This window comes from Kitasatospora sp. NPDC041988 (assembly GCF_055588525.1).
In genome coordinates this window covers 24,636-43,798 of record NZ_JBVJCO010000046.1, presented here as the reverse complement: position 1 = coordinate 43,798, position 19,163 = coordinate 24,636, and the positions used below count along the sequence as shown (strand labels likewise).

The 19,163-nt window shown below is 72.2% G+C and carries 12 protein-coding genes; 5 read left to right on the top strand and 7 right to left on the bottom strand.

Annotation, left to right across the window (positions count from 1 at the left end):
- The first annotated feature begins 70 nt into the window (after positions 1–70).
- From ACZ6NC_RS33325 to ACZ6NC_RS33310, 4 genes are all read left to right on the top strand, one after another.
- Positions 71–1,471 carry a hypothetical protein gene (locus tag ACZ6NC_RS33325; RefSeq protein WP_465737596.1) on the top strand — a complete coding sequence of 467 codons (1,401 nt, stop codon included), beginning with the start codon at positions 71–73 and terminating at the stop codon, positions 1,469–1,471.
- Positions 1,468–2,919, top strand: coding sequence for a radical SAM protein (locus ACZ6NC_RS33320; RefSeq protein ID WP_465737595.1), 1,452 nt, complete (start codon positions 1,468–1,470; stop codon positions 2,917–2,919). Before ACZ6NC_RS33325 ends, ACZ6NC_RS33320 begins: the two co-directional genes overlap by 4 nt.
- Positions 2,920–2,985: 66 nt before the next feature.
- Positions 2,986–5,031, top strand: a complete 2,046-nt coding sequence (locus tag ACZ6NC_RS33315) for a ferritin-like domain-containing protein (RefSeq protein ID WP_465737594.1) — start codon at positions 2,986–2,988, stop codon at positions 5,029–5,031.
- A complete protein-coding gene (locus ACZ6NC_RS33310) occupies positions 5,028–6,101 on the top strand; it encodes a hypothetical protein (RefSeq protein ID WP_465737593.1) in 1,074 nt (357 codons plus the stop codon). The genes ACZ6NC_RS33315 and ACZ6NC_RS33310 overlap by 4 nt, the downstream gene beginning before the upstream one ends.
- A 27-nt stretch (positions 6,102–6,128) precedes the next feature.
- On the opposite strand, the gene dnaN is transcribed toward ACZ6NC_RS33310, so the two are convergent.
- From dnaN to ACZ6NC_RS33295, 3 genes are all read right to left on the bottom strand, one after another.
- Positions 6,129–7,298 (bottom strand): DNA polymerase III subunit beta, encoded by a 1,170-nt coding sequence (gene dnaN, locus ACZ6NC_RS33305; protein WP_465737592.1) that lies wholly within the window; start codon positions 7,296–7,298, stop codon positions 6,129–6,131.
- A gap of 262 nt (positions 7,299–7,560) precedes the next feature.
- A complete protein-coding gene (lanL, locus tag ACZ6NC_RS33300; protein ID WP_465737591.1) occupies positions 7,561–10,173 on the bottom strand; it encodes a class IV lanthionine synthetase LanL in 2,613 nt (870 codons plus the stop codon).
- A 2-nt stretch (positions 10,174–10,175) separates the two neighbouring features.
- Entirely contained in the window at positions 10,176–10,343 is a 168-nt protein-coding gene (locus tag ACZ6NC_RS33295) for an SflA family class IV lanthipeptide (protein ID WP_465737590.1), read from the bottom strand.
- A 286-nt stretch (positions 10,344–10,629) separates the two neighbouring features.
- On the opposite strand from ACZ6NC_RS33295, the gene ACZ6NC_RS33290 reads away from it, so the two are divergent.
- On the top strand, positions 10,630–11,259 hold the full coding sequence (locus tag ACZ6NC_RS33290; protein ID WP_465737589.1) for a TOPRIM nucleotidyl transferase/hydrolase domain-containing protein: 630 nt from the start codon (positions 10,630–10,632) through the stop codon (positions 11,257–11,259).
- Positions 11,260–11,305: 46 nt separating this feature from the next.
- Here the strand turns inward: ACZ6NC_RS33290 and ACZ6NC_RS33285 are convergent, their stop codons facing one another.
- The 4 genes from ACZ6NC_RS33285 to ACZ6NC_RS33270 form a co-directional block, all read right to left on the bottom strand.
- Positions 11,306–12,511: a serine hydrolase domain-containing protein gene (locus ACZ6NC_RS33285; RefSeq protein WP_465737588.1), complete on the bottom strand. Its 1,206-nt coding sequence runs from the start codon at positions 12,509–12,511 to the stop codon at positions 11,306–11,308.
- A 256-nt stretch (positions 12,512–12,767) separates the two neighbouring features.
- Entirely contained in the window at positions 12,768–14,897 is a 2,130-nt protein-coding gene (locus tag ACZ6NC_RS33280) for an FG-GAP-like repeat-containing protein (protein ID WP_465737587.1), read from the bottom strand.
- A 71-nt stretch (positions 14,898–14,968) separates the two neighbouring features.
- Positions 14,969–16,531 carry a transglycosylase family protein gene (locus tag ACZ6NC_RS33275; RefSeq protein WP_465737586.1) on the bottom strand — a complete coding sequence of 521 codons (1,563 nt, stop codon included), beginning with the start codon at positions 16,529–16,531 and terminating at the stop codon, positions 14,969–14,971.
- A 32-nt stretch (positions 16,532–16,563) separates the two neighbouring features.
- On the bottom strand, positions 16,564–19,026 hold the full coding sequence (locus tag ACZ6NC_RS33270) for a glycoside hydrolase domain-containing protein (protein ID WP_465737585.1): 2,463 nt from the start codon (positions 19,024–19,026) through the stop codon (positions 16,564–16,566).
- Positions 19,027–19,163: the final 137 nt, after the last annotated feature.

Sequence of the window (19,163 nt, the reverse complement as noted above, 5' to 3'; positions counted from 1 at the left end):
GCACTCCGTCGACGGCCGCCGGTCCGTGCCCACCGCATCTCCCACCCGACCGCTCGGACCTGGAGACCCCGTGATCGAACAGCTCTGGCTCCACCCACCGCTCGCCTTCGCCCGGCTGGGCCCCTCCGCGGTGCCGTGCGACAACTACCGCTGGGGCCCCAGCGACCTCACCCCGCACGGCAGCGGCAAGACCACCGTGGTGCCCGACACCACCCTGGACGTCGCCGAGGACGGCACCCTGACCGAGCGCCTGCCGGAGCGGGTGCAGTTCAAGGACGCCGCCGGGTTCCGCCCGGTGTGCCCGTTCTTCGAGCTGCACGGCACCTGGACGCTCGACGGCGAACGGCACACAGGACCGATCACCACACAGGTGCTGGCGGACCAACACATCGACCTGGCCGACGTGCAGTGGTCGGTGGAGGTCGCCAACCTGAAGCCGCACCACTACACCGGCTCCCCGGGCGACCGGGTCGAGGCCGTGGCCGTTCTGACCGGCGACGACCACCGGCGGCACCCCCTGGACGGCCGGGCCCCGGCGGGTGCCGACCGGCCGCTGGTGCCGCCCGGGGCCACCGTGCCGCTGGGCTCCGTCCAACTGCCCGCGCCCAACCCGCAGCTGCCCGAGTTGCGGCTGCGGTTCACCCCGGCGGCCGGCCTCGTCTACGGGCCGACCGACCTGGCGCAGCGCGACACCACGTACACCCTGCCGCCCGAGCGGCTGATCCTCTCCCCCCAGGCCGTCTGGGCCGACCGCTTCCGGCTCTCCGGCGCCGACCCGAGGACCGCCCCGGCCAGCCTGTTCGCCGGGGCCGAAGAGAACGAGGGCGTGGGGCTGGTCGACGACGTCTGCGACGGCCTGGTGACCGTCACGATGCCCGGCGGCCCGGCGGCCACCGCCCGGATCGTGGTCGGGCCGCCCGACTTCGCGCCGGACCGCCGCCCGTTCGTCTCCATCGCGGACGGCCTCACCGACCGGGTGGCGCGCGGCGACGTCCGCGACCAGGCCTACCTCGCCGACGTCCGGCAGACCGCACTGGAGATCCGCGACCTGTTCGAGCGGATCCTGGAGACCATGGAAGCGGTCAACGTGGACGTCCAGAACGAACGGTCCGCAGGCGAGAACGCCGCGATCGCCGCCGCCCGTTCGTTGTCCCCCGAGGACGCCCGTGACCGGGCGTTCGCCACCCCGCCACCGCTGGTCGGACTGCTGCTCGCCCTCAGCGAGCGCGGCCGGCGGCGCCACCGCCGGTTCGTCGCGCTGGAGGTCCTGGAGGACCTGATCCGCGAACAGCCCGAACTCATCAGCCGGGTGATCCGGGAGCCCCTGACCTCCGAGCGCTACTACGACCGGAAGATGCCCGTGGGGATGCGCGGCTCCGACAGCTATCCGATGCACCTGACCCGGCGCCAGTACGACCTGCTGGTCGGCTGGGCAGGCGAGCTGCGGGCCGACATCGAGGCGGGGACATGACCGTGCTGCTGCAGATCGGCCGCCGTCCCGAGGAGGAGCCGGACGACCGGACGGCCCGAGCGGCGCAGCCACCCGCGCTGGCAGCCGAGGCCCAGGTCTTCCGCAGCGCGCACGGCGCCCACCTGTTCCTCGCCGACGGCAGCCGGATCTACGACCTGCCCGAGCCGACGGCCGCCCGGCTGGAGAGCTGGCTGGCCGTGCCGCACGAGCGGGCCGAGGACACCGCCCTCGCCGCCGAGCTGGGCCTGCCGCTGTGGGGTGGCGAGGGCACCCCGGCCCCGCGCATCGACGGCACACCGGCCGAGGTGCCGAAGCTCTCCGCCCTCTCGCTCAACGTGATGCAGGCGTGCAACCTCAGCTGCGGCCACTGCTACGCCGACGAGGGCCGGTTCGGCGGCTCCGCGCGGGCGATGTCCCGCGCCACCGCCTTCGCCGCCGTCGACCGTCTGCTCGCCGAGGCCGCACCCGGCGCCGACGTCGTGGTCGGCTTCATGGGCGGGGAACCGCTGCTGGCCGGTGAGCTGGTGCACTCCGTCGTCCGGTACGCCGACCGGGCGGCCGCCGCCTCCGGGCACCGGGTCCGGTTCGCGCTCACGACCAACCTGACGACCGTCCGGCCGCAGGACGCCCGGCTCTTCGCCGACCACCCGTTCACCGTGTCGGTCAGCCTGGACGGCGACCGCGCCGGCCACGACGCCCTGCGCCGCACCCGCACCCGAACGGGCGAAGGCGCGTACGACCGGCTGGTCGCCGGCCTGGAGACCCTGCGCCGGCACGGGCGCCCGCGCCACCTGGCGGCCCGGGTCAGCGTCACCCCCCACACCGGGCGCCTGCTGGACGTGCTGGAACACGGCATCGGCCTCGGCTTCGACGAGGTCGGCTTCGCGGCGGTGGTCAGTGCACCGGACCCCGCCTACGAGGTCAAGGCCGCCGACTTCGACCGGTTCCTGGCCGGCATGGTGGAGTGCGGGGAGGCGGCGCTGCACTCGCTGGCTGCCGGCCGGCCGTTCCCCTTCGGCAACTTCCAGACCGCGATGCACCAGCTGCACCGCGGCAGCCACCGCCCGTATCCCTGCGGCGCCGGAGCCGGCTACCTCAGCGCCTCCGCCGAGGGCGGCCTCTACGCCTGCCACCGGCTCGTCGACGACCCGGCCTTCGCCATGGGCTCGGTGGAAGCCGGACCGGACGACGCCGCGCGCGGCCGCCACCTGGCGCAGAGCCACGTGGACCGGATGCCACCCTGCCGGAGCTGCTGGGCCCGCTACCTGTGCGGCGGCGGCTGCTACCACGAGGTCGCCCGCCGGGGCCGGCCCGGCTGTGACTACATCCGCGGCTGGCTCGCGTTCTGCCTCCGTGCCTACGTCGAACTCCTCAAGGCAGCACCGGAGTTCTTCGACGATCCGGCCACCGCCGGAGCCGTCGCGGACCCCACCACCGTGGCTCGCTGAGCGTTCCGCCCGACCAGCCGATCCGACCACCCGATCCGACCACCCGATCCGACCAAGGAGCCGCCGATGCCGGATTCCGACCTGCCGACACCCGACGGGAAGATCTTCCCGCGCAACCTCACCGCCCGGGCCGACCAGCTGGTGCGGGGCAACCCGGCCGGCACCCGGCCGGAGAGTGGCGTCGACAACTGCTTCCCGGGACTGGAGTTCGACCAGCGCAACCTGGACAAGGCCTTCCTGCCCGGCCTCACCGTCGACTTCCACCGCCCGGCCGGTTCCCAGGTGATCGCCGTCACCGGGGGACCAGCCGCCGAACAGGGCCTCACCGACGCCGACCTCCCGCTCCACCTCTGGGCCGTCTGCGGGCGCACCACCGTCGACCAGACCGAGGAGCGGGCACCCATCTTCACCTGCACCGACCTGGACGGCCTGGAGGTCTGGCGCCGCGTCCACGATCTGCTGCCGGGCCGGATCGCCGTACTCCTCGGACCCGTCCCCGGCCGGTTCTCGCCCGGAGCCGACGCCCTCGGCGGCGACGGCGACCCCGACCTCAACGACGTGCGGCTGAGCGGGCAGAGTTTCGTCCAACGAGGCGAGGACGGCGTGGTCCAAGGTGCCGTGCTGGTCACCGACCGGGCCCGCTACCTCGACGAGAACGGCGTGATCGACCCAGACGTGTACCGCCCCGGCGACCTCACCCGCAGCCTCTGCGCGCCCTGGCAGTACGACTTCCGGGACTGCGGCTGCTTCTACTGGGCCGCCTCGAAACCGGACATCACCACCAGCTCCGACGGCCGGTTCTTCCCCCTCAACTTCCAGCGCAGCGACCGCACCACCGTGCCGCCGAGACTCGACGGACCAAGGCTCGCCGGCCGCCGTGGCCAGGAGCTGGACTACCCCGACCTGATCGGGAACTGGAACGTCCTTCCGGTGGTCCTCAACGGCCGTGAGGACGACAGCGTCGTCCTGCCCGACGCCCCCGACGTGGAGCTCCTGACCCGCGACCAGGTGATCACCGAACTGGAGTACCTGGCCACCGTCGAACACGCCCTCTGCGTCGAGTACCTGTACGCCCACTACTCGCTGCAGGCCCCGATGAAACTGCCGGTCGGCGCGGACAGGCCCACCCGGCAGATCTTCGCCGCCGCCGACGAGGTGTTCAACGTCGCCGTGGACGAGATGCGCCACTTCCGCTGGGTCAACGAAGCCCTCGGCACCCTCGGCCGCCCTCCCGCGACCGGGCGGGCCGCCACCATCCACCGCCAGCTCGACCGCCCGTTCGAACTGAAACCGCTCACCCCCGAGCAACTCGACTGGTTCATCGACGTGGAGCGCCCCAGCCAGGACCTCAGTGCCGATCCCGGCACCATCGACGGCATGTACGTCCAGCTCCACCAGAGCGTGGTGGAGCAACCCGAGCTGTTCCCCGAAGCGACCCGGCTCGCGCACCTGATCAAGCTCATCATCGACGAGGGCGCCGACCACTTCCGGCGCTTCACCGCCGTCAAGCAGCACCTGGCCGCCCTCACCCCCGAGCAGTACCTGCGCCCGCTCGGCCAGAGCACCGGCGACCCGCTGGTCGAACAGATGCTCGTGCTCGCCGACCAGTACTACACACTGCTGCTGGCCGCGCTCCAAGCCACCTTCGCCCTCGGCGACCGGGCCGGCGGCCTTCTCATCGAACAGGCTCGCCGGACCATGTTCAACCTGCACGAGGTCAACCACGCCCTCGCCGCCCGGGGCGTGGCACCACGGTTCACCCTGCCCGTCACCCCGCCTCCGACCCCGCCCGTCACGCCGCCGGCGCCCCAGGCGGCCGCACCCGTACATGCCGAGCAGCCGGTCGTGCGTCGCGAGGCCCTGACGGCGCGCATCGGCAGCCCGGCCGTGCAGGGCGACGGACAGGCCGTACGAGCCGCCGCCGAGGCCGCCGCTCGGGCCCGGGAGACGATCAGCTCGCTGGGCGGCGGCCCCGAGCGCGCCATGATGCTCCGCCAGCAGGACGACGTCGAGGGGCTGCTGGCCGCTCTCGGCTACGACGGCGGCCGGCCGGGCGGCCCCGCCGCCGCTCCGGCGCCCCCCACGGCTCCTCCGGAGGACCGGCACCCGTGACGGCCACCGTCGTCGTGGCCGGAACCGGCCTGGCCGAACTGACCTGCGCCCGGCTGCTCGCCGAGCGCGGCCACCGGCTCCGGATCCGGCCACAGCCGGCCGTCGGACCGCAGTCGCCCGTCGGACCCCACTCGGCCGTCGGACCACAGCCGGCCGAAGGGCCGCGGCCGCTCCTGCTCAGCGGCCCCACCCTGGAACTGATCGGGCTGCTCTGGCCACAGGCACCGGAACTCCTGGACGGGGCCCCCGCGCTGAGCGCCCGCCTGGTCAGCTGGGGCCCGGCGGCGGCGCCGCGACATCTCTCCCAACCGGCCCGGGTGGTCGACGGCGCACAGCTGGCCGACCGCATGCTCGCCCGGCTCCTCGCCGACCACCCCGACATCTGCTCGGACGACCTGCCCACCGACCTGCCCACCGGCCCGCCCGACTGGACGGTCACCGCCTCCGGCACCGGGACGGCCCCCGGTCCTTGGACAGCCGGGCGCCGCCACCTGCTCACCGGGGTCGCGCTCCTCGCACCCGGCCACGACCCGGGCACCGCCCACCTCGACTGCACCGAGCAGGCCTGGCTCCACCTCACCCCACTCGGCGACGGCACAGCACTGCTCCAGGCCATGGTCCCCGGCCCGGTCGAACACCCCGCCGACCTGCTGGCCCGGCTGCTCGCCGAATCCACCCTCGGGTCGGCTCTGGACCACGCCCCGCCGACGGCGGTCGCCATCCCGGCCGCGCCCCGCCTCCACCCGGCCCCGGCCTCCCCGGGACGGCTGCTCGTCGGCGCCGGTGCCATCCGCTACGACCCCCTCAGCGGCACCGGCACCGCCCAGGCCCTGCGCACCGCCGTCCTCGGCGCGGCCGTGATCGACGCCGCCGACACCGGTACGTCACCCGCCGTCCTCTGCCGCTACTACGGCGCCCGCCTGCACACCGCGTTCCGCGACCATCTGCGGAACTGCGACCGCCTCTACTCCGAGGCCTTCCACGCGGTGGCCTGGCACCACGAACTCGACGCCGCCCGGACCATGCCGCCCGGCCCCGCGCGGCCGGGCGCGGTGGACGTGTTCCGATGAGCCACCGCCGGGCTGAGGGACCGCCCGTCAGGCGGAGCGCAGTGGCATGAACAGGTAGCGGTAGCCGGGGTCGTGCTCCGCGTCGGCGCTTGCCCGGGCGGTGAAGACGGCCGGCTTGGTGGCCGTGGTGTACCCCAGCTCCAGAAACGGTGTGCTGATCACGCTGAGGCCTTCGACGAGGTACCTGGCGTTGGCCGCGATGCAGATGTCGTCACCCTCGAAGTCGCTCCGCAGTGTCTCCCGCCCGCGCGCCTCGCTCCTGTTGCCCGCGTCCAGGACGATCCGGCCCCGCGAGAGGCTCATGCGCAGGGGCGTGTGCCGTTCCGTGACGAGGGCGACCCGCTTGGCGGCTTCGAGGAGCGGAAGCCGCTCGATGACCGCGGTGCCGGTGTACTCGGTGGGGAAGATGGTGCGGTACTTGACGAACTCGGAGTCGAGCAGGCGGGCGGTCGCCCGCCGGGGGCCGGCTTGGAAGCCGATCAGTCCGCCGCGGTCGTCGCTGCCGCCGCTGCCGTCGGAGTCCCGGGTCGACAGGGCGATGGTGACCTCTTCGCCTCCGGCCTCGCCCTTGGTCAGCGACTTGGCGATCTCGTGCAGGCTCTTGGCCGGCACGAGGGCGATGGCGTCGAGGTCCACGTCGGGGTCCTCCGGCTGCCAGGGGATGTCACGCACGGCCAAGCGGTAGCGGTCCGTCGCGACCAGGCGCAGATTGCGGTTGCCGATCTCGATCCGCACACCGGTGAGCGCCGGGAGCGTGTCCTCCCGTCCGGCGGCGATCGTGACCTGCGCGACGGCCGAGCCGAAGGCGGCGCCGTCGATCGTGCCGCGGGTCTGCGGCATGTCAGGGACTCGGGGGTAGTCGTCGAGCGGGATGGAAGGCAAGGCGAACTGTGAGTCGCCGCAGGCCAGCACGAGGTCCGGCCCCTCGGTCGTGAGATCGACCGGCAGGTTGGGCAGGGACCTGGCGATCTCGGAGAGGAGCCGGCCGGACACCAGCGCGGTACCGGGCTCCATGACGTCTGCGTCCGTCTCGAACCTGGCCGAGACTTCGTAGTCGAAGGCCGACACCGTCAGGAGGTCGTCGCGGGCGCTGAGCGACAGGCCCGCGAGGGCGGGTACGGGCGGGCGGTGGGGGAGAGCGCGTGCTGCCCACGCGACAGCCTCGGCCAGCGCATCGCGCCCAAGACGGATCTTCACCGGACAACTGCTTTCTTGTGATCGAGGGGGGAGCGGTGGCGGAGGAGAGTCGGCTCCGCACCGAGGACTCTGAGGGCTCAACCAGGTCGAGGGTCAAGCTTGACCGTGCACGGGAGGCCGGCCGGACGAGCCCGCTCATCCCTCCGGGGACGGCAGAGAGGGAGGTGCACGGCAGGATCGTGTCCGTCACCGGGGCACCCGCCGTCGCGGAGGCCGGCCGTCGGACCGGGGGAGTACGCCCGTGGCGTTGCCCTGGAGCCGGTCAGTCGATGAGGCCGAGCCGCTGTCCGCCCCGGTCGTGCAGTCGCCTGAGGAAGGCGAGTACGCCGGCGGAGCCGCCGGCCCAGGTGGCGCTCGACCGGGTCAGGCCGGCGTCCGGGAACACCGGACGCGACGAGGTGCCGCCGCTGCGGCTCAGGATGATCGCGGCGACGGTCTCGGCGGCGTCCCAGAACTCCTCGGATCCGGACGCCTTGGCGACGTCCACCATCAGGTCACCGACCCCGGACAGTCCGCAGCACTGGGTGACCAACGGCATCCGCGGTGCCAGCGCGGCGCAGGTGCGCGCGGATTGCCGGGCGAGGACGAGGTACTCGGGTTCGCCGAGGCGGTCGGCGGCCCGGACGAGCACCGCCCCGATCCCGGCCAGGCCCCGGCACCACGAGCCGTAGCGGCGTGTCGCCCCCGGGCCGGTCGCCGCCGCCAGGATGCCCGGTGTGATCGCGGCGAGGTGTGCGCAGGCCCGCGCGGCCCTGCGGACGGCGGCGGGATCCCCGGTCGCGCTTGCGTACTCGAGCAGGAAGTACGCGACACCCGCCTCGCCGTGCGCAAGTCCTTCGCGCAGGGCGGCGCTGCCGATCGTATCGGCGCCCGCGGGCGTCAGCCGGGCCGTGTCGGAGGCGAGCATCCGGTCGCACTCGGCGGCGACGGCGAGGTGCCGGTCGGCGAGTCGGCTGTTGCCGCCCGCGAAGGCGTGCCGGGCGAGAAGCAGGCGGCCGATGCCGATTCCGGCGACGCCCTCGATCAGGTCCGCCTCCGGTGGTCCGCCGTCCGGTCCCCGGGTGGGCAGGGCCGGGTGGCCTGACGGCCCTGCCGTGCCGGCCGTGTCCATGTCCACGGTCACGTCCACGTCCGCGGCGGCAGGGGTTGCCGCCGCCTCGGCGAGGAAGAGCTCGACGCCGGTACGGCCCGAGTAGAAGCCCGGTGACAGGCTCCTGGACTGGCTCTCCGTCCATTGCGCCAGGGCGTCGACGGCCTCGCGCACCCCGTGTCGGTGGAGGTGGTGAAGGAGCTCCAGGCCGAGCCCCGAGCTTCCGCCGTAGACGTCGACCGGCGTCGGGATGTTCGCGTGGGCGGCGAGCACGGGGTCTGCGATCCTGTGGGCCTCGTCGACGCAGAACGCGGTCGTGTGCTCGATGATCTCCGCGAGCAGGCCGTCGTCGAATCGGAGCCGGCCGGGCCCCCGGGGTGCCCGGGACGCCCGGGACGCCTCCGGGGGCTCGAACCCCCCGGGCGCCCTGGTGCGGAGCCGGTCGGCGCCGGCGGTCCGCACGGCCGGATCGAAGCTCGTCAACTCGGCGATCGCCGCCCGGATCAGCCGGTGGTCGTCGCCGGGCAGCGCCCAGGCCAGGCCGGCGAGGGTGCGGTCCCGGTTGACGGCGGCGTCGGGGTCGACGATCACCGGATCCATGCCGGTGGCGGCGAAGCAGAGGGTCGCGCCCAGGGCGTAGTAGTCGTCGGCGGGCTCGGCCGGTCCGGTCGCGCGTCGGACCGGGTCGCTGTAGCCGGGGGTCGAGCCGTCCGGACCGACGCCGTCCAGTGCGCTGATCCCGAAGTCGATCACGTGGCACCGGCCCGCGGCGTCGAGCACGACGTTGTCGGGCTTGAGGTCACGGACGACCACGCCCCGGAGGTGGACGGCGTCCAGGACGCGGAGGAGCTGGGCGGCCAGGTCGGGGAGCGTGCGCGACGGCCGGTCCTCGTCGTCCGGGTACGGGCCGTTCTCCTGGACGTCCCGCCGCAGGTCCCGGTCACCGCAACTGGTCATCACCAGGTACTCGTCCGAGCGGTGCCGGAAGTAGTCGAGCGCGCGGGGCACGCCGGCGACGGTGTCGAGCGTGGCCAGGACCGTCCGCTCGTTGCGCAGCCGGTCGCGGGTGTCCGCACCGGACTCGTCCTCGGCCACGAAGGCCCGCGCCTGCTTGACGACCACCGGCAGCCCGGTGTCCTGGTCGACCGCGCGGTAGACGTTGCCCTGCGGCTTGCGCACGATGCCGCCGGTGACCCGGTAGCGTCCGTCGCCGAATCCGGCGGAGGAGCGAGGCCGGGCGCCGTGCCCGGGCCGGTTCTCGAAGGGATCCTCGGCCCACGGTGGGCAGCGGTACGCACCGGCGGCCAAACCGTCGAAGGCCCGGCCGTCCGGACCCACCATGACCGACTCGAGCCGCCCGCTCCGGCCGGTCCGGTAGTCGCCCGTGAAGGGCCCGTAGCGGTAGTAGACGGGGGCGAGCGGATCGACCCGCCGGTCGCTGACGATCTGCGGACCCTCCCGGCCGCGCAACACGGCGACGAGTTCGTCGGCGATCCCGACGACGACGCCGGGCGCCGGATAGACCGTGATCGCCTTCCCGACGGCACCCGCACTCGACACACCGGAGTTGATCGCACGCAGGGTTTCCGGACTCCTGGCCCACTTCGCGTGGCAGACGTGGCGCGACAGCACCGGCAGGACGAGGCCGGTCACGGCCTTGAGGTCCCCGGGCCGCGCCGAGATGTGCAGCTTCCAACCGTGCTCCATCGCCGGCATCCGCGGGTCGTTCAGGTACGACCAGGTGTCGTCGGACCATCCGCTGCGGCCGGCGATGGGCGCGGTCACCGTTAGGAGTTGAAGTCGCAGCCGAAGCGGGTGGTCGCGGTCACCCACGGGTCGGCGAGACACGCCGTGGCGTCGTGGTCGCTCCGGTCGTCGTCCTCGAACACGATGGCCTCGTCGTCGACCACCAGCGGACCCGCGTCGCGGATCTCGTCAAGCATGGCTACGGGCATGTGACGCCTCCAGGTCTTGTCGTGCGTCCGGCGACGGCGCGGGTTGCGCCGTCGCGGACCGCCGGGCCCGATGGGGCCGGGGTCCTGACCCCCGAAGGTAGGTAGGAATGATCGGCCTGACAAGGGGTCAGAACGCACGAATTTCACAGAGCTGACACATCCGTGGAGAGATGGTGTGCTCCGTCGGGTGCGAACCACGAGGCGGCCGACAAGCCGAAGCCCCCGGAGTCGACGGTCGACGAATAATCCGTGCCGCGCCGGTCCGAGCAGGAGCAGAATCGCCCCCATGGCGAACATGCAAGCGTTCCGGGACGCGGTCACCGACTGGGCGGCGGGCCGCCCCGATGGCCCGGCGGGTGAGCAGGCGGGTGAGCTGGCCGTGCGGCTGCGCGTGCGGACCGCGGTGCTGTTGGAAGGGCCCAGCGACCTCGAAGCCGTCGAGGCGCTGGCCGAGCTCTACGGCCGGGACCTGCCCGCCGAAGGGGTGTGCGTCATGCCCATGGGCGGAGCGATGAGCGTCGGCCGCTACGCCGGCCTCCTCGGCCCGCCGGGGTTGGGTCTGCGCCTCGCCGGGCTGTGCGACGAGGGTGAGCAGGGCTTCTACGACCGCGGTCTCGAAAGGGCCGGCGCACCGCGCCAAGGGTTCTTCGTCTGTGCGGCGGACCTGGAGGACGAACTCATCCGTGCGCTGGGCGTGGCACGGGTCGAGGAGATCGTCCGGGATGAGGGCGACCTCCCGGCCTGGCAGACCTTCGTGCGCCAACCCGCCCACCAAGGCCGGCCCCCGCAGCGACAGATGCGGCGCTTTCTCGGCACGAAGAAGGGGCGCAAGATCCGCTACGGCCGCCTCCTGGTCGAGGCCCTCGACCCCGGGCAGGTCCCTGCTCCCCTTCACGATCTGCTCACGAGCCTGTGACCGAGGCGCCGATCGAGGGGCGGCGGCAGCGGCCACAGCCGGGGCCCTACTTGCAGAGGGCCGCGTCCACGTCCGCGGCGATGCGCGGCTTGGCCGCGACGGAAGGCACGGTCGTCACCGCGATGTCGGCGGCGCGGCCGTCCTCGGTGACGCCCCCGCGGGTTACGTAGCCGGGGAGGGTGCCACCGTGGCCCCAGTAGACGCCGCCGCACGACAGCGGGTAGGACGCCAGGCCCAGCCCGTACCGGACGTCCTCGCCGAGGCTTCCATCGGTCGGGACGGTGGTGCGCATCTGCGCGAGCTGCTCCGGGGCGAGCAGGTCACCGCCGATCAGGGCCGCGTAGAACCGGTTGAGATCGGTGTTGGTGGAGACCAGCGCCCCCGCCGCCCAGCCCCAGGACGCGTCCTGACGCGTGAGGTCGGTGAGCGGGCCGTCGGGCGTGAGCCGGTCGTAGGCCTTGGGGTGGGCCTCGTGCACGGTGGTGTCCCCGGGAGTCGGGAAGTAGGTGTGCCGCAGGCCGATCCGGTCGATGACACGGCGGGTGATCTCCTCGCCCACCGGCCGGCCGGTGACCTTCTGGACGATCACGCCGGCGACCAGGTAGCCGGTGTTGCTGTACCGCCAGCCGGTGCCCGGGGCGAAGTCGGCCTTGTGGGCGAGCGCGAGGTCGAGGAGGTCGCGGGGCTCGTAGTACCGGTCCAGTCGGCTGCCGTCCACGTATTCCGTGTAGTTGGGCAGGCCGGCGGTGTGCTGGAGGAGCTGACGGACGGTGATGTTCCGCCCGTCGATGCCGTCCCCGCGCAGCAGACCGGGCAGGTAGGTGTCGACGAACGCGTCGAGCGCCACCTTGCCCTCGCCGACCAACTGCAGCACGACCACCGAGGTGAAGGCCTTGGTGTTGCTGCCGACCCGCACCTGGCCGTCCACCGGCACCTTTGCGCGGGTGGCCAGATCACCGACCCCGGCCGTGTAGTTGCGGGTCCGGCCGTCCGGACCGGTGACGGCGGCCAGCGCGGCGGGCGCGCCGAAGTCCCGTACCAGGGCGTCCAGGTTCTTCTGGACGACGTCCGGCCGGCGCGACGCGGCGGAGGCGGCGGAGCCGGGGGCGTCGGCGGCCGTCGGGTCGGCGGCGAAGGCGGCGGAGGGAAGCAGCACACCGATCGTCAGCGCGCCGACGGCCGCGGCCACCGTCCGGCCCCGCCCACCGGGCCGGCGGAGGGGACCGGACCGGTGCGACACATGCTCGTTCACGGAGGAACTCCTGTCGGTGGAGAGCTTTCCGGGGGTTTCCCGGGTGGCCTCCAGCGGACCATCCGCGGCCCGTGAAGGTCGTCCGCACACAGGACGAGACCGACCCCGCACCGCTGTACCCCCGGTCCTACGCGTCCGGGACTCCGGTCCTGGCCTCGTGTCCCCCCAGGGGCGTACGCCACCGCCGGGCCCGGGCCGAGGTGGGCCCGGGCCCGGCGGTGGCGGGTCGGCGGCGGACGGCTCAGCGGTGGGGGGTTCAGCGGGGTGCGCTGCTGTCCCAGTACTTCCGCGGTCCGCCGAAGTCCGCGCCCTGGCTGGTGAAGCTCCAGAGGCTGGTCTGGTTCAGGCCGTTGGGCGCGTTCCCGTAGTCGTACAGGACGCCGATGTCGGCCTTGCCGTCGCCGTTGAAGTCGGCGGCGACGGGCTTGCTGGCGGTCCAGTTCCAGCTCTGGGCGGCGTCCTCGCTGTCCCAGACCTTGCGCGGCGCAGCGATGCCGGTGCCGGTGCCGGTGAAGGTCCACAGGCCCGTGTGGTTGCGGTCGCCGGTACGGCCGTAGTCGTACAGGACCCCGATGTCGGCCTTGCCGTCGCCGTTGAAGTCGGCGGCGACGGGCTTGCTGGCGGTCCAGTTCCAGCTCCGGGCGGCGTCGGTGGCGCTGTCCCAGGCCTTCCTGGGGGAGTTGAAGCCGTTGCCGGTGCTGGTGAACGTCCAGATGCCGGTGCGGCTGACGTCTCCCGTCCGCCCGTAGTCGTACAGGACGCCGACGTCGGTCTTGCCGTCCCCGTTGAAGTCACCCGCCATGGGCCTGCCAGCCGCCCAGTTCCAGCTCTTGACGGCGGCGTCGTCCTGGCTGTCCCAGGCCTTCCTGGGGGAGTTGAAGCCGGTGCCGTTGCTGGTGAACGTCCACAGGCCGGTGCGGTTGCCGGTGGTGGTGCGGCCGTAGTCGTACAGGATGCCGATGTCGGCCTTGCCGTCGCCGTTGAAGTCGCCCGCCACGGGCGCGCTCATGGACCAGTTCCAGCTCTTGACGGGGTCGTCCTGGCTGTCCCACGCCTTGCGCGGTGCCTCCAGCCCCTGGGGGGCGCCCTTGAACGTCCACAGCGCGGTGCGGTTGCGGTCGCCGTCCCTGCCGTAGTCGTACATGACCCCGAGGTCGGTCCTGCCGTCGCCGTCGAAGTCGCCGGCGGCCAGGGTGCTCGCGGACCGGTTCCAGCTGTCCGCGCCGCTGTCCCAGACCCGGCGCGGTGCGGCGAAGCCGGAACCGGTTCCGTTGATGATCCACAGACTGGACTGGTTACGTCCGTCGGCGGAGCGCCCCTCGCCCTGGAGCACCGCGACGTCGTCGTGCCCGTCGCCGTCGAAGTCGCCGGTCGCATCGAGGTGTTGGGGAGCCCTGAGGCGGCCGATGATCGGGGCGTGGTCGGAATAGCCGGTGGGCGGACCGCTGTCGGGCCGGTTCTCGGACGTGTCCATCCGGGACCGGTCCACGTCACAGGCGGTGAACCGGGTGCCGGCCTCGCCCCAGGAGGCGAAGATGTGGTCACGTTTGCGCAGGACGTGCCCGCTGCGCTCGTCCCAGGCGTGATGGGTGGCCTCGTTCACCTCGTCACCGTCGCCGTAGGACCGCCGGTCGCACTCGTCGAAGTCGTCGGAGATCGGCTTCAGCCCCGGGGTGTCCGGAAACATGTTGAAGTCCCCGCCGAGCACGACGTGACTCCGGTCCGGCCAGATCTCGCTCTTCACGTTCTGGATCTGCCCCGACCGGCGCGGGTCGGAGCTGTCGGCCAGGATGTGGGTGGTGCACACCCGTGTGGTCCAGCCCTCGACGCGCACGCACAGGACGGGCAGGGTCTGCCGGTCCCCGCCGGCGGGCACGGTGTTCGGCGAAGTGACCTCGGTGACGCGGCCCTTCACCGCGAGGCCGACTCCCAGCTCACCGCTGAGCCCGTTCCGGCAGTCGGCGGTCCCGTCCGGGCGGGCCCCCGTCGCGTGCTCGATCGACCAGCCGCTGCCGAGCGCCGCCCGCAGCAACTCCATGTGGCTGCCGGGCGCCTCGCCGCACACCTCCTGGAGCATGACGACGTCGGCGTCGTGCTCCGCGACCACCTGGGCGATCTGGTCGACCTTCTGCTGGGGCTCGGCGCGGTACGGGCAGAAGCCGTCCTGCCCGCGATTGCCGCCGGCCTCGCCGCAGATGTTCCAGGACACCACCCGCAGCTCCGGCTCGGTCAGCAGAGCCGGCGCCGGGAAGGCCTGCTCCTGGGCGGCGACCCGGATCCCCCCGGCCGCCTGAGCCGGCGCCCCGGCCGGGGTGAACAGGGCCCAGGCGGCCGCAGCCGCCGCGAGCACGCAGGCCGTGCGACGTTTCAGTTTTCCCTCTCCCACTGCTTCCCCTCCCGATCGGAATCCTCGACGTCCTTCACCAGGACCTTGCCGTCGCGGTGTGGCGGAAGGGCTCAGCCGAGCTTGCTGGAGGCCCACTGCCAGCTCCTGACCGGGTCCGTGGCACTGTCCCAGCCCACCTTGGGGGCGGCGAAGTCCAGGCCGGTGCTGGTGAACGTCCACAGCGCGCTGCGGTTGCCCGAATCGGTCGTGCCGTAGTCGTAGAGCACGCCGACGTCGGCCAGCCGGTCGCCGCTGAAGTCGCCGGCCACGACCTTGCTGCCGCTCCACCTCCAGCTCTTGACCGTGGTGTCGTCCTGGCTGTCCCACACCTTCTTGGGGGCGTTGAAGCCGGTGCCGTTGCCGAGGAAGGTGAACAGCTTGGTGCGGTTGCGGCCGTCGTCGGTGCGGCCCATGTCGTACAGCACGCCGACGTCGGTCGTGGCGTCGTTGTCGAAGTCCCCGGAGACGGGCCTGATCGCGTGCCAGTCCCAGCTGTCCGAGCCGCTGTCCCACACCTTCTTGGGGGAGTCGAAGCCACCGCCGTTGCCGGTGAAGGTCCAGAGCCCGGTACGGCTGACGTCCCCGCTCTTCCCGTAGTCGTAGAACACCTCGATGTCGCGCACGCCGTCGAGGTTGTAGTCACCGACCGTCAGCTTGCTGGCGGCCCAGTTCCAGCTCTTCACGGCGTCCGTCTTGCTGTCCCACACCAGCTTCGGGCTGGTGAAGCCGTTGCCGGTGCTGGTGAACGTCCAGATGCCGGTACGGCTGACGTCTCCCGTCCGTCCGTAGTCGTACAGGACGCCGACGTCGGTCTTGCCGTCGCCGTCGAAGTCGGCGGCGATGGGCTTGCTGGCGGTCCAGTTCCAGCTCTTGACGGGGTCGTCCTGGCTGTCCCAGGCCTTGACCGGTGCGTTGAAGCCGTTGCCGGTGCTGGTGAAGGTGAAGAGCTTGGTGCGGTTGCGGCCGTCCTCGGCGCGGCCCATGTCGTAGAGGACGCCGATGTCGGCTTTGTCGTCGCCGTTGAAGTCGCCGACGGTGACCTTGCTGGACGCCCAGTTCCAGCTGTCCGAGCCGCTGTCCCACACCTTCTTGGGGGAGTTGAAGCCGGTGCCGTTGCTGGTGAAGACCCAGAGGCCGGAGCGGCTGACGTCTCCCGTCCGTCCGTAGTCGTACAGCACCGCGACGTCGGCCTTGCCGTCACCGTTGAAATCGCCCGTCGTCCGGTCGGCGCCGGCCTGCTCGGGGTCGGTGGAATCATCGGGGAAGGGCGGTTCACCGTCCACGGTCAGGCCTGCCGGCCTCCAGCAGTTCGGCCAGGCGATCACCCCCTGAACCGCGAGCACGTTTTCCGCGATCCGGATCTGCTGCTCCTTGGTGGCCTGATAGGCGTACGGCGCGTATTTCGTCCCGCCGAACTCCTCCCAGGTGGTCGGCAGGATCTGCAAACCACCGCCCAGGTTCGTTCCCTTGTGGTAGCTCCAGTCGCCGCTGCTCTCGCACTGCGCCACCTTCTCCCAGGTGGCGACCGAGGCGGCTTGGGCGGTGACGGCGGGGGCCACGGATAGCCCGACGGCGGCCAGCGTCACGGTGACGGCGTTGACGAGTGTGTGCTTCCTGCGTATCGGAAGAATCATGTCCTGATCTCGTTCGGGTGATTGAGTGATGGTCAGCTGACCTTGCTGCTGTTCCAGTTCCAGCTCTTGACGGCGTCCGTCTTGCTGTCCCACACGAGCTTGGGGGAGTTGAGGCCGTTGCCGGTGCTGGTGAAGGTCCAGATGCCGGTGCGGTTGGTGGAGTCGGTCTGGCCGTAGTCGTAGGCGACGGCGAGGTCGGTCTTGCCGTCGCCGTCGAAGTCGGCGGCGATGGGCTTGCTGGCGGTCCAGTTCCAGCTCTTGACGGCGTCGTCCTGGCTGTCCCAGGCCTTGACCGGTGCGTTGAAGCCGTTGCCGGTGCCGTTGCCGGTGCTGGTGAAGGTGAAGAGCTTGGTGCGGTTGTGGCCGTCGTCGGCTTGGCCCATGTCGTAGAGGACGCCGATGTCGGCCTTGCCGTCGCCGTTGAAGTCGCCGGTGGTTGGCTTGCTGGACGCCCAGTTCCAGCTGTCCGAGGCGCTGTCCCACACCTTCTTGGGGGAGTTGAGGCCGGTGCCGTTGCTGGTGAAGGTCCACAGGCCGGAGTGGCTGCGGTCGCCGTCCTTGCCGTAGTCGTAGAGGACGCCGATGTCGCTCTTCCCGTCCGCGTCGAAGTCGCCGACGACGGGCTTGCTGGCGGTCCAGTTCCAGCTCTTCACCGCGTCGTCCTGGCTGTCCCAGACCTTGACCGGTGTGTTGAAGCCGTTGCCGGTGCTGGTGAAGGTCCAGATGCCGGTGCGGTTGGTGGAGTCGGTCTGGCCGTAGTCGTAGACGACGGCGAGGTCGGTCTTGCCGTCGCCGTCGAAGTCGGCGGCGATGGGCTTGCTGGCGGTCCAGTTCCAGCTCTTGACGGGGTCGTCCTGGCTGTCCCAGACCTTGACCGGTGCGTTGAGGCCGTTGCCGGTGCTGGTGAAGGTGAAGAGCTTGGTGCGGTTGCGGCCGTCCTCGCCGCGGCCCATGTCGTAGAGGACGCCGACGTCGGCCTTGCCGTCGCCGTTGAAGTCGCCGACGGTCACCTTGCTGGACGCCCAGTTCCAGCTGTCCGAGCCGCTGTCCCACACCTTCTTGGGGGAGTTGAAGCCAGTGCCGTTGCTGGTGAAGACCCAGAGGCCGGAGCGGCTGACGTCTCCCGTCCGTCCGTAGTCGTACAGCACCGCGACGTCGTCCCGGCCGTCACCGTCGAAGTCGCCCCTGACCCGGGAGGAGCCGTCCTGCCCGTCGAGCGCCGGCAGCGTGCCGGCCGCGCCGACGTCGAGGTAGTCGCGGTCGATGTGGATGGTCACGCCGCCGTAGGTCTCGGTCACCTCCCCGTCGTACTGGTGGACACGCTGCCGGTTGGGCCAGTAGCCGGGCCCGGGGAGTCCCATGGAGGAGTCCGAGACGTCGGGCTTCTTGTTCCAGTTGGCGGACCAGATCACGTCCGGCATGGCGTCGTCGGAGTTGCCGGCCACCGAGGCGAGGTCCCGCACACCGCTCTGGGAGCCGGCGTAGACACCGGACCGGTAGTCGCGCTCGTGCAGGCGGCTGCTCCAGCCCGAGAGGTAGTCCAGGACGCGGGTCCGGTAGGACCGGTCGTCGTAGTGCTCCAAGTCGTTGTAGATGACCGTGCCGGGCCCGAGCCCCAGGCCGGCGGCCTTGGCGATGGCGGCGTCCGCGGACTCGCGTCCCTGGCTGACTGCGGTGGAGGGTGAAATGTCGTAGGCCTGGAGGTCCACGAAAATCGGGAGCAGGTGCCAGCCGTTCGAGGTCTGCTCGCGCACCCAGTCGGAGGTGAGCTGCGGCTGGGCACAGCCCCGGTGGCGCCCGCCGATGTAGATGCCCACGGCCCGGTACGGCGATGCCTTCCAGGCGTTCATCGCACTGGACGAGGGGGCCGTGCAGGTGTCGAACCCCGGTCCGGTGTAGCCCTGGTCGGCTGCGGCGACGGCCGGGGCCGTGAGGGGACCGAGCGCCCTGGGCGCCCTGGGCGCGAGCGTGGCGGGCCTGGCGGTGGAGTCGAGCCGAGCCGCGGCGAGGATGGCGGCGACCGTCGCGCCGGACGCGCCGTACGCGGCGGTCACCAGGACTCCGGCGCCTTCGACCGCGACCCTCGACTCGTGTTCGGAGCTCGCCGGCAGGGTACGCGGCATCGCGGTACCGGCCGGCACCCGCAGGGCGTCGGGGACGTCCTGGCCGGTGGCCCCCGCGATCGGTTCGAGGAGCAGGGCGTCCGTCTTGTCGACGACGAGGTGGGGCGGGCAGGACTGTTCGGCGCCAGGGTGACCCAGGTACACCGTGTGCTGGTCGAAGCGCACACAGGTGTCCGGGGCCTTCTCCAGGTCCACGACCTTCCAGGTGGACGGCACATCGAAGGTGAGGCCGCGGTAGGTGACCGAGGTGGTGCCCTCCCGGTGTGCGGCGACGGGCGCGGCCTGGGCCTGCTGGGCGACGCCGGAGGCGGCCAGGGCGAGCAGCGCGGTCGAGGCCGCGAGGGCTCGGCCGCGCCATGGGGGATTGCGCATGAAAGGTGACTCTCCGTTGGTTGATCACGGGCCGTGCGGGCCGGTGGATGACGAGCGGTATCCAGCGGGAAGGAACGGGGCCGCAGGCGGCGGGGGTGGCCGGTGGCGCAGGTTGGCCACCCCGCGCGCTACAAGCT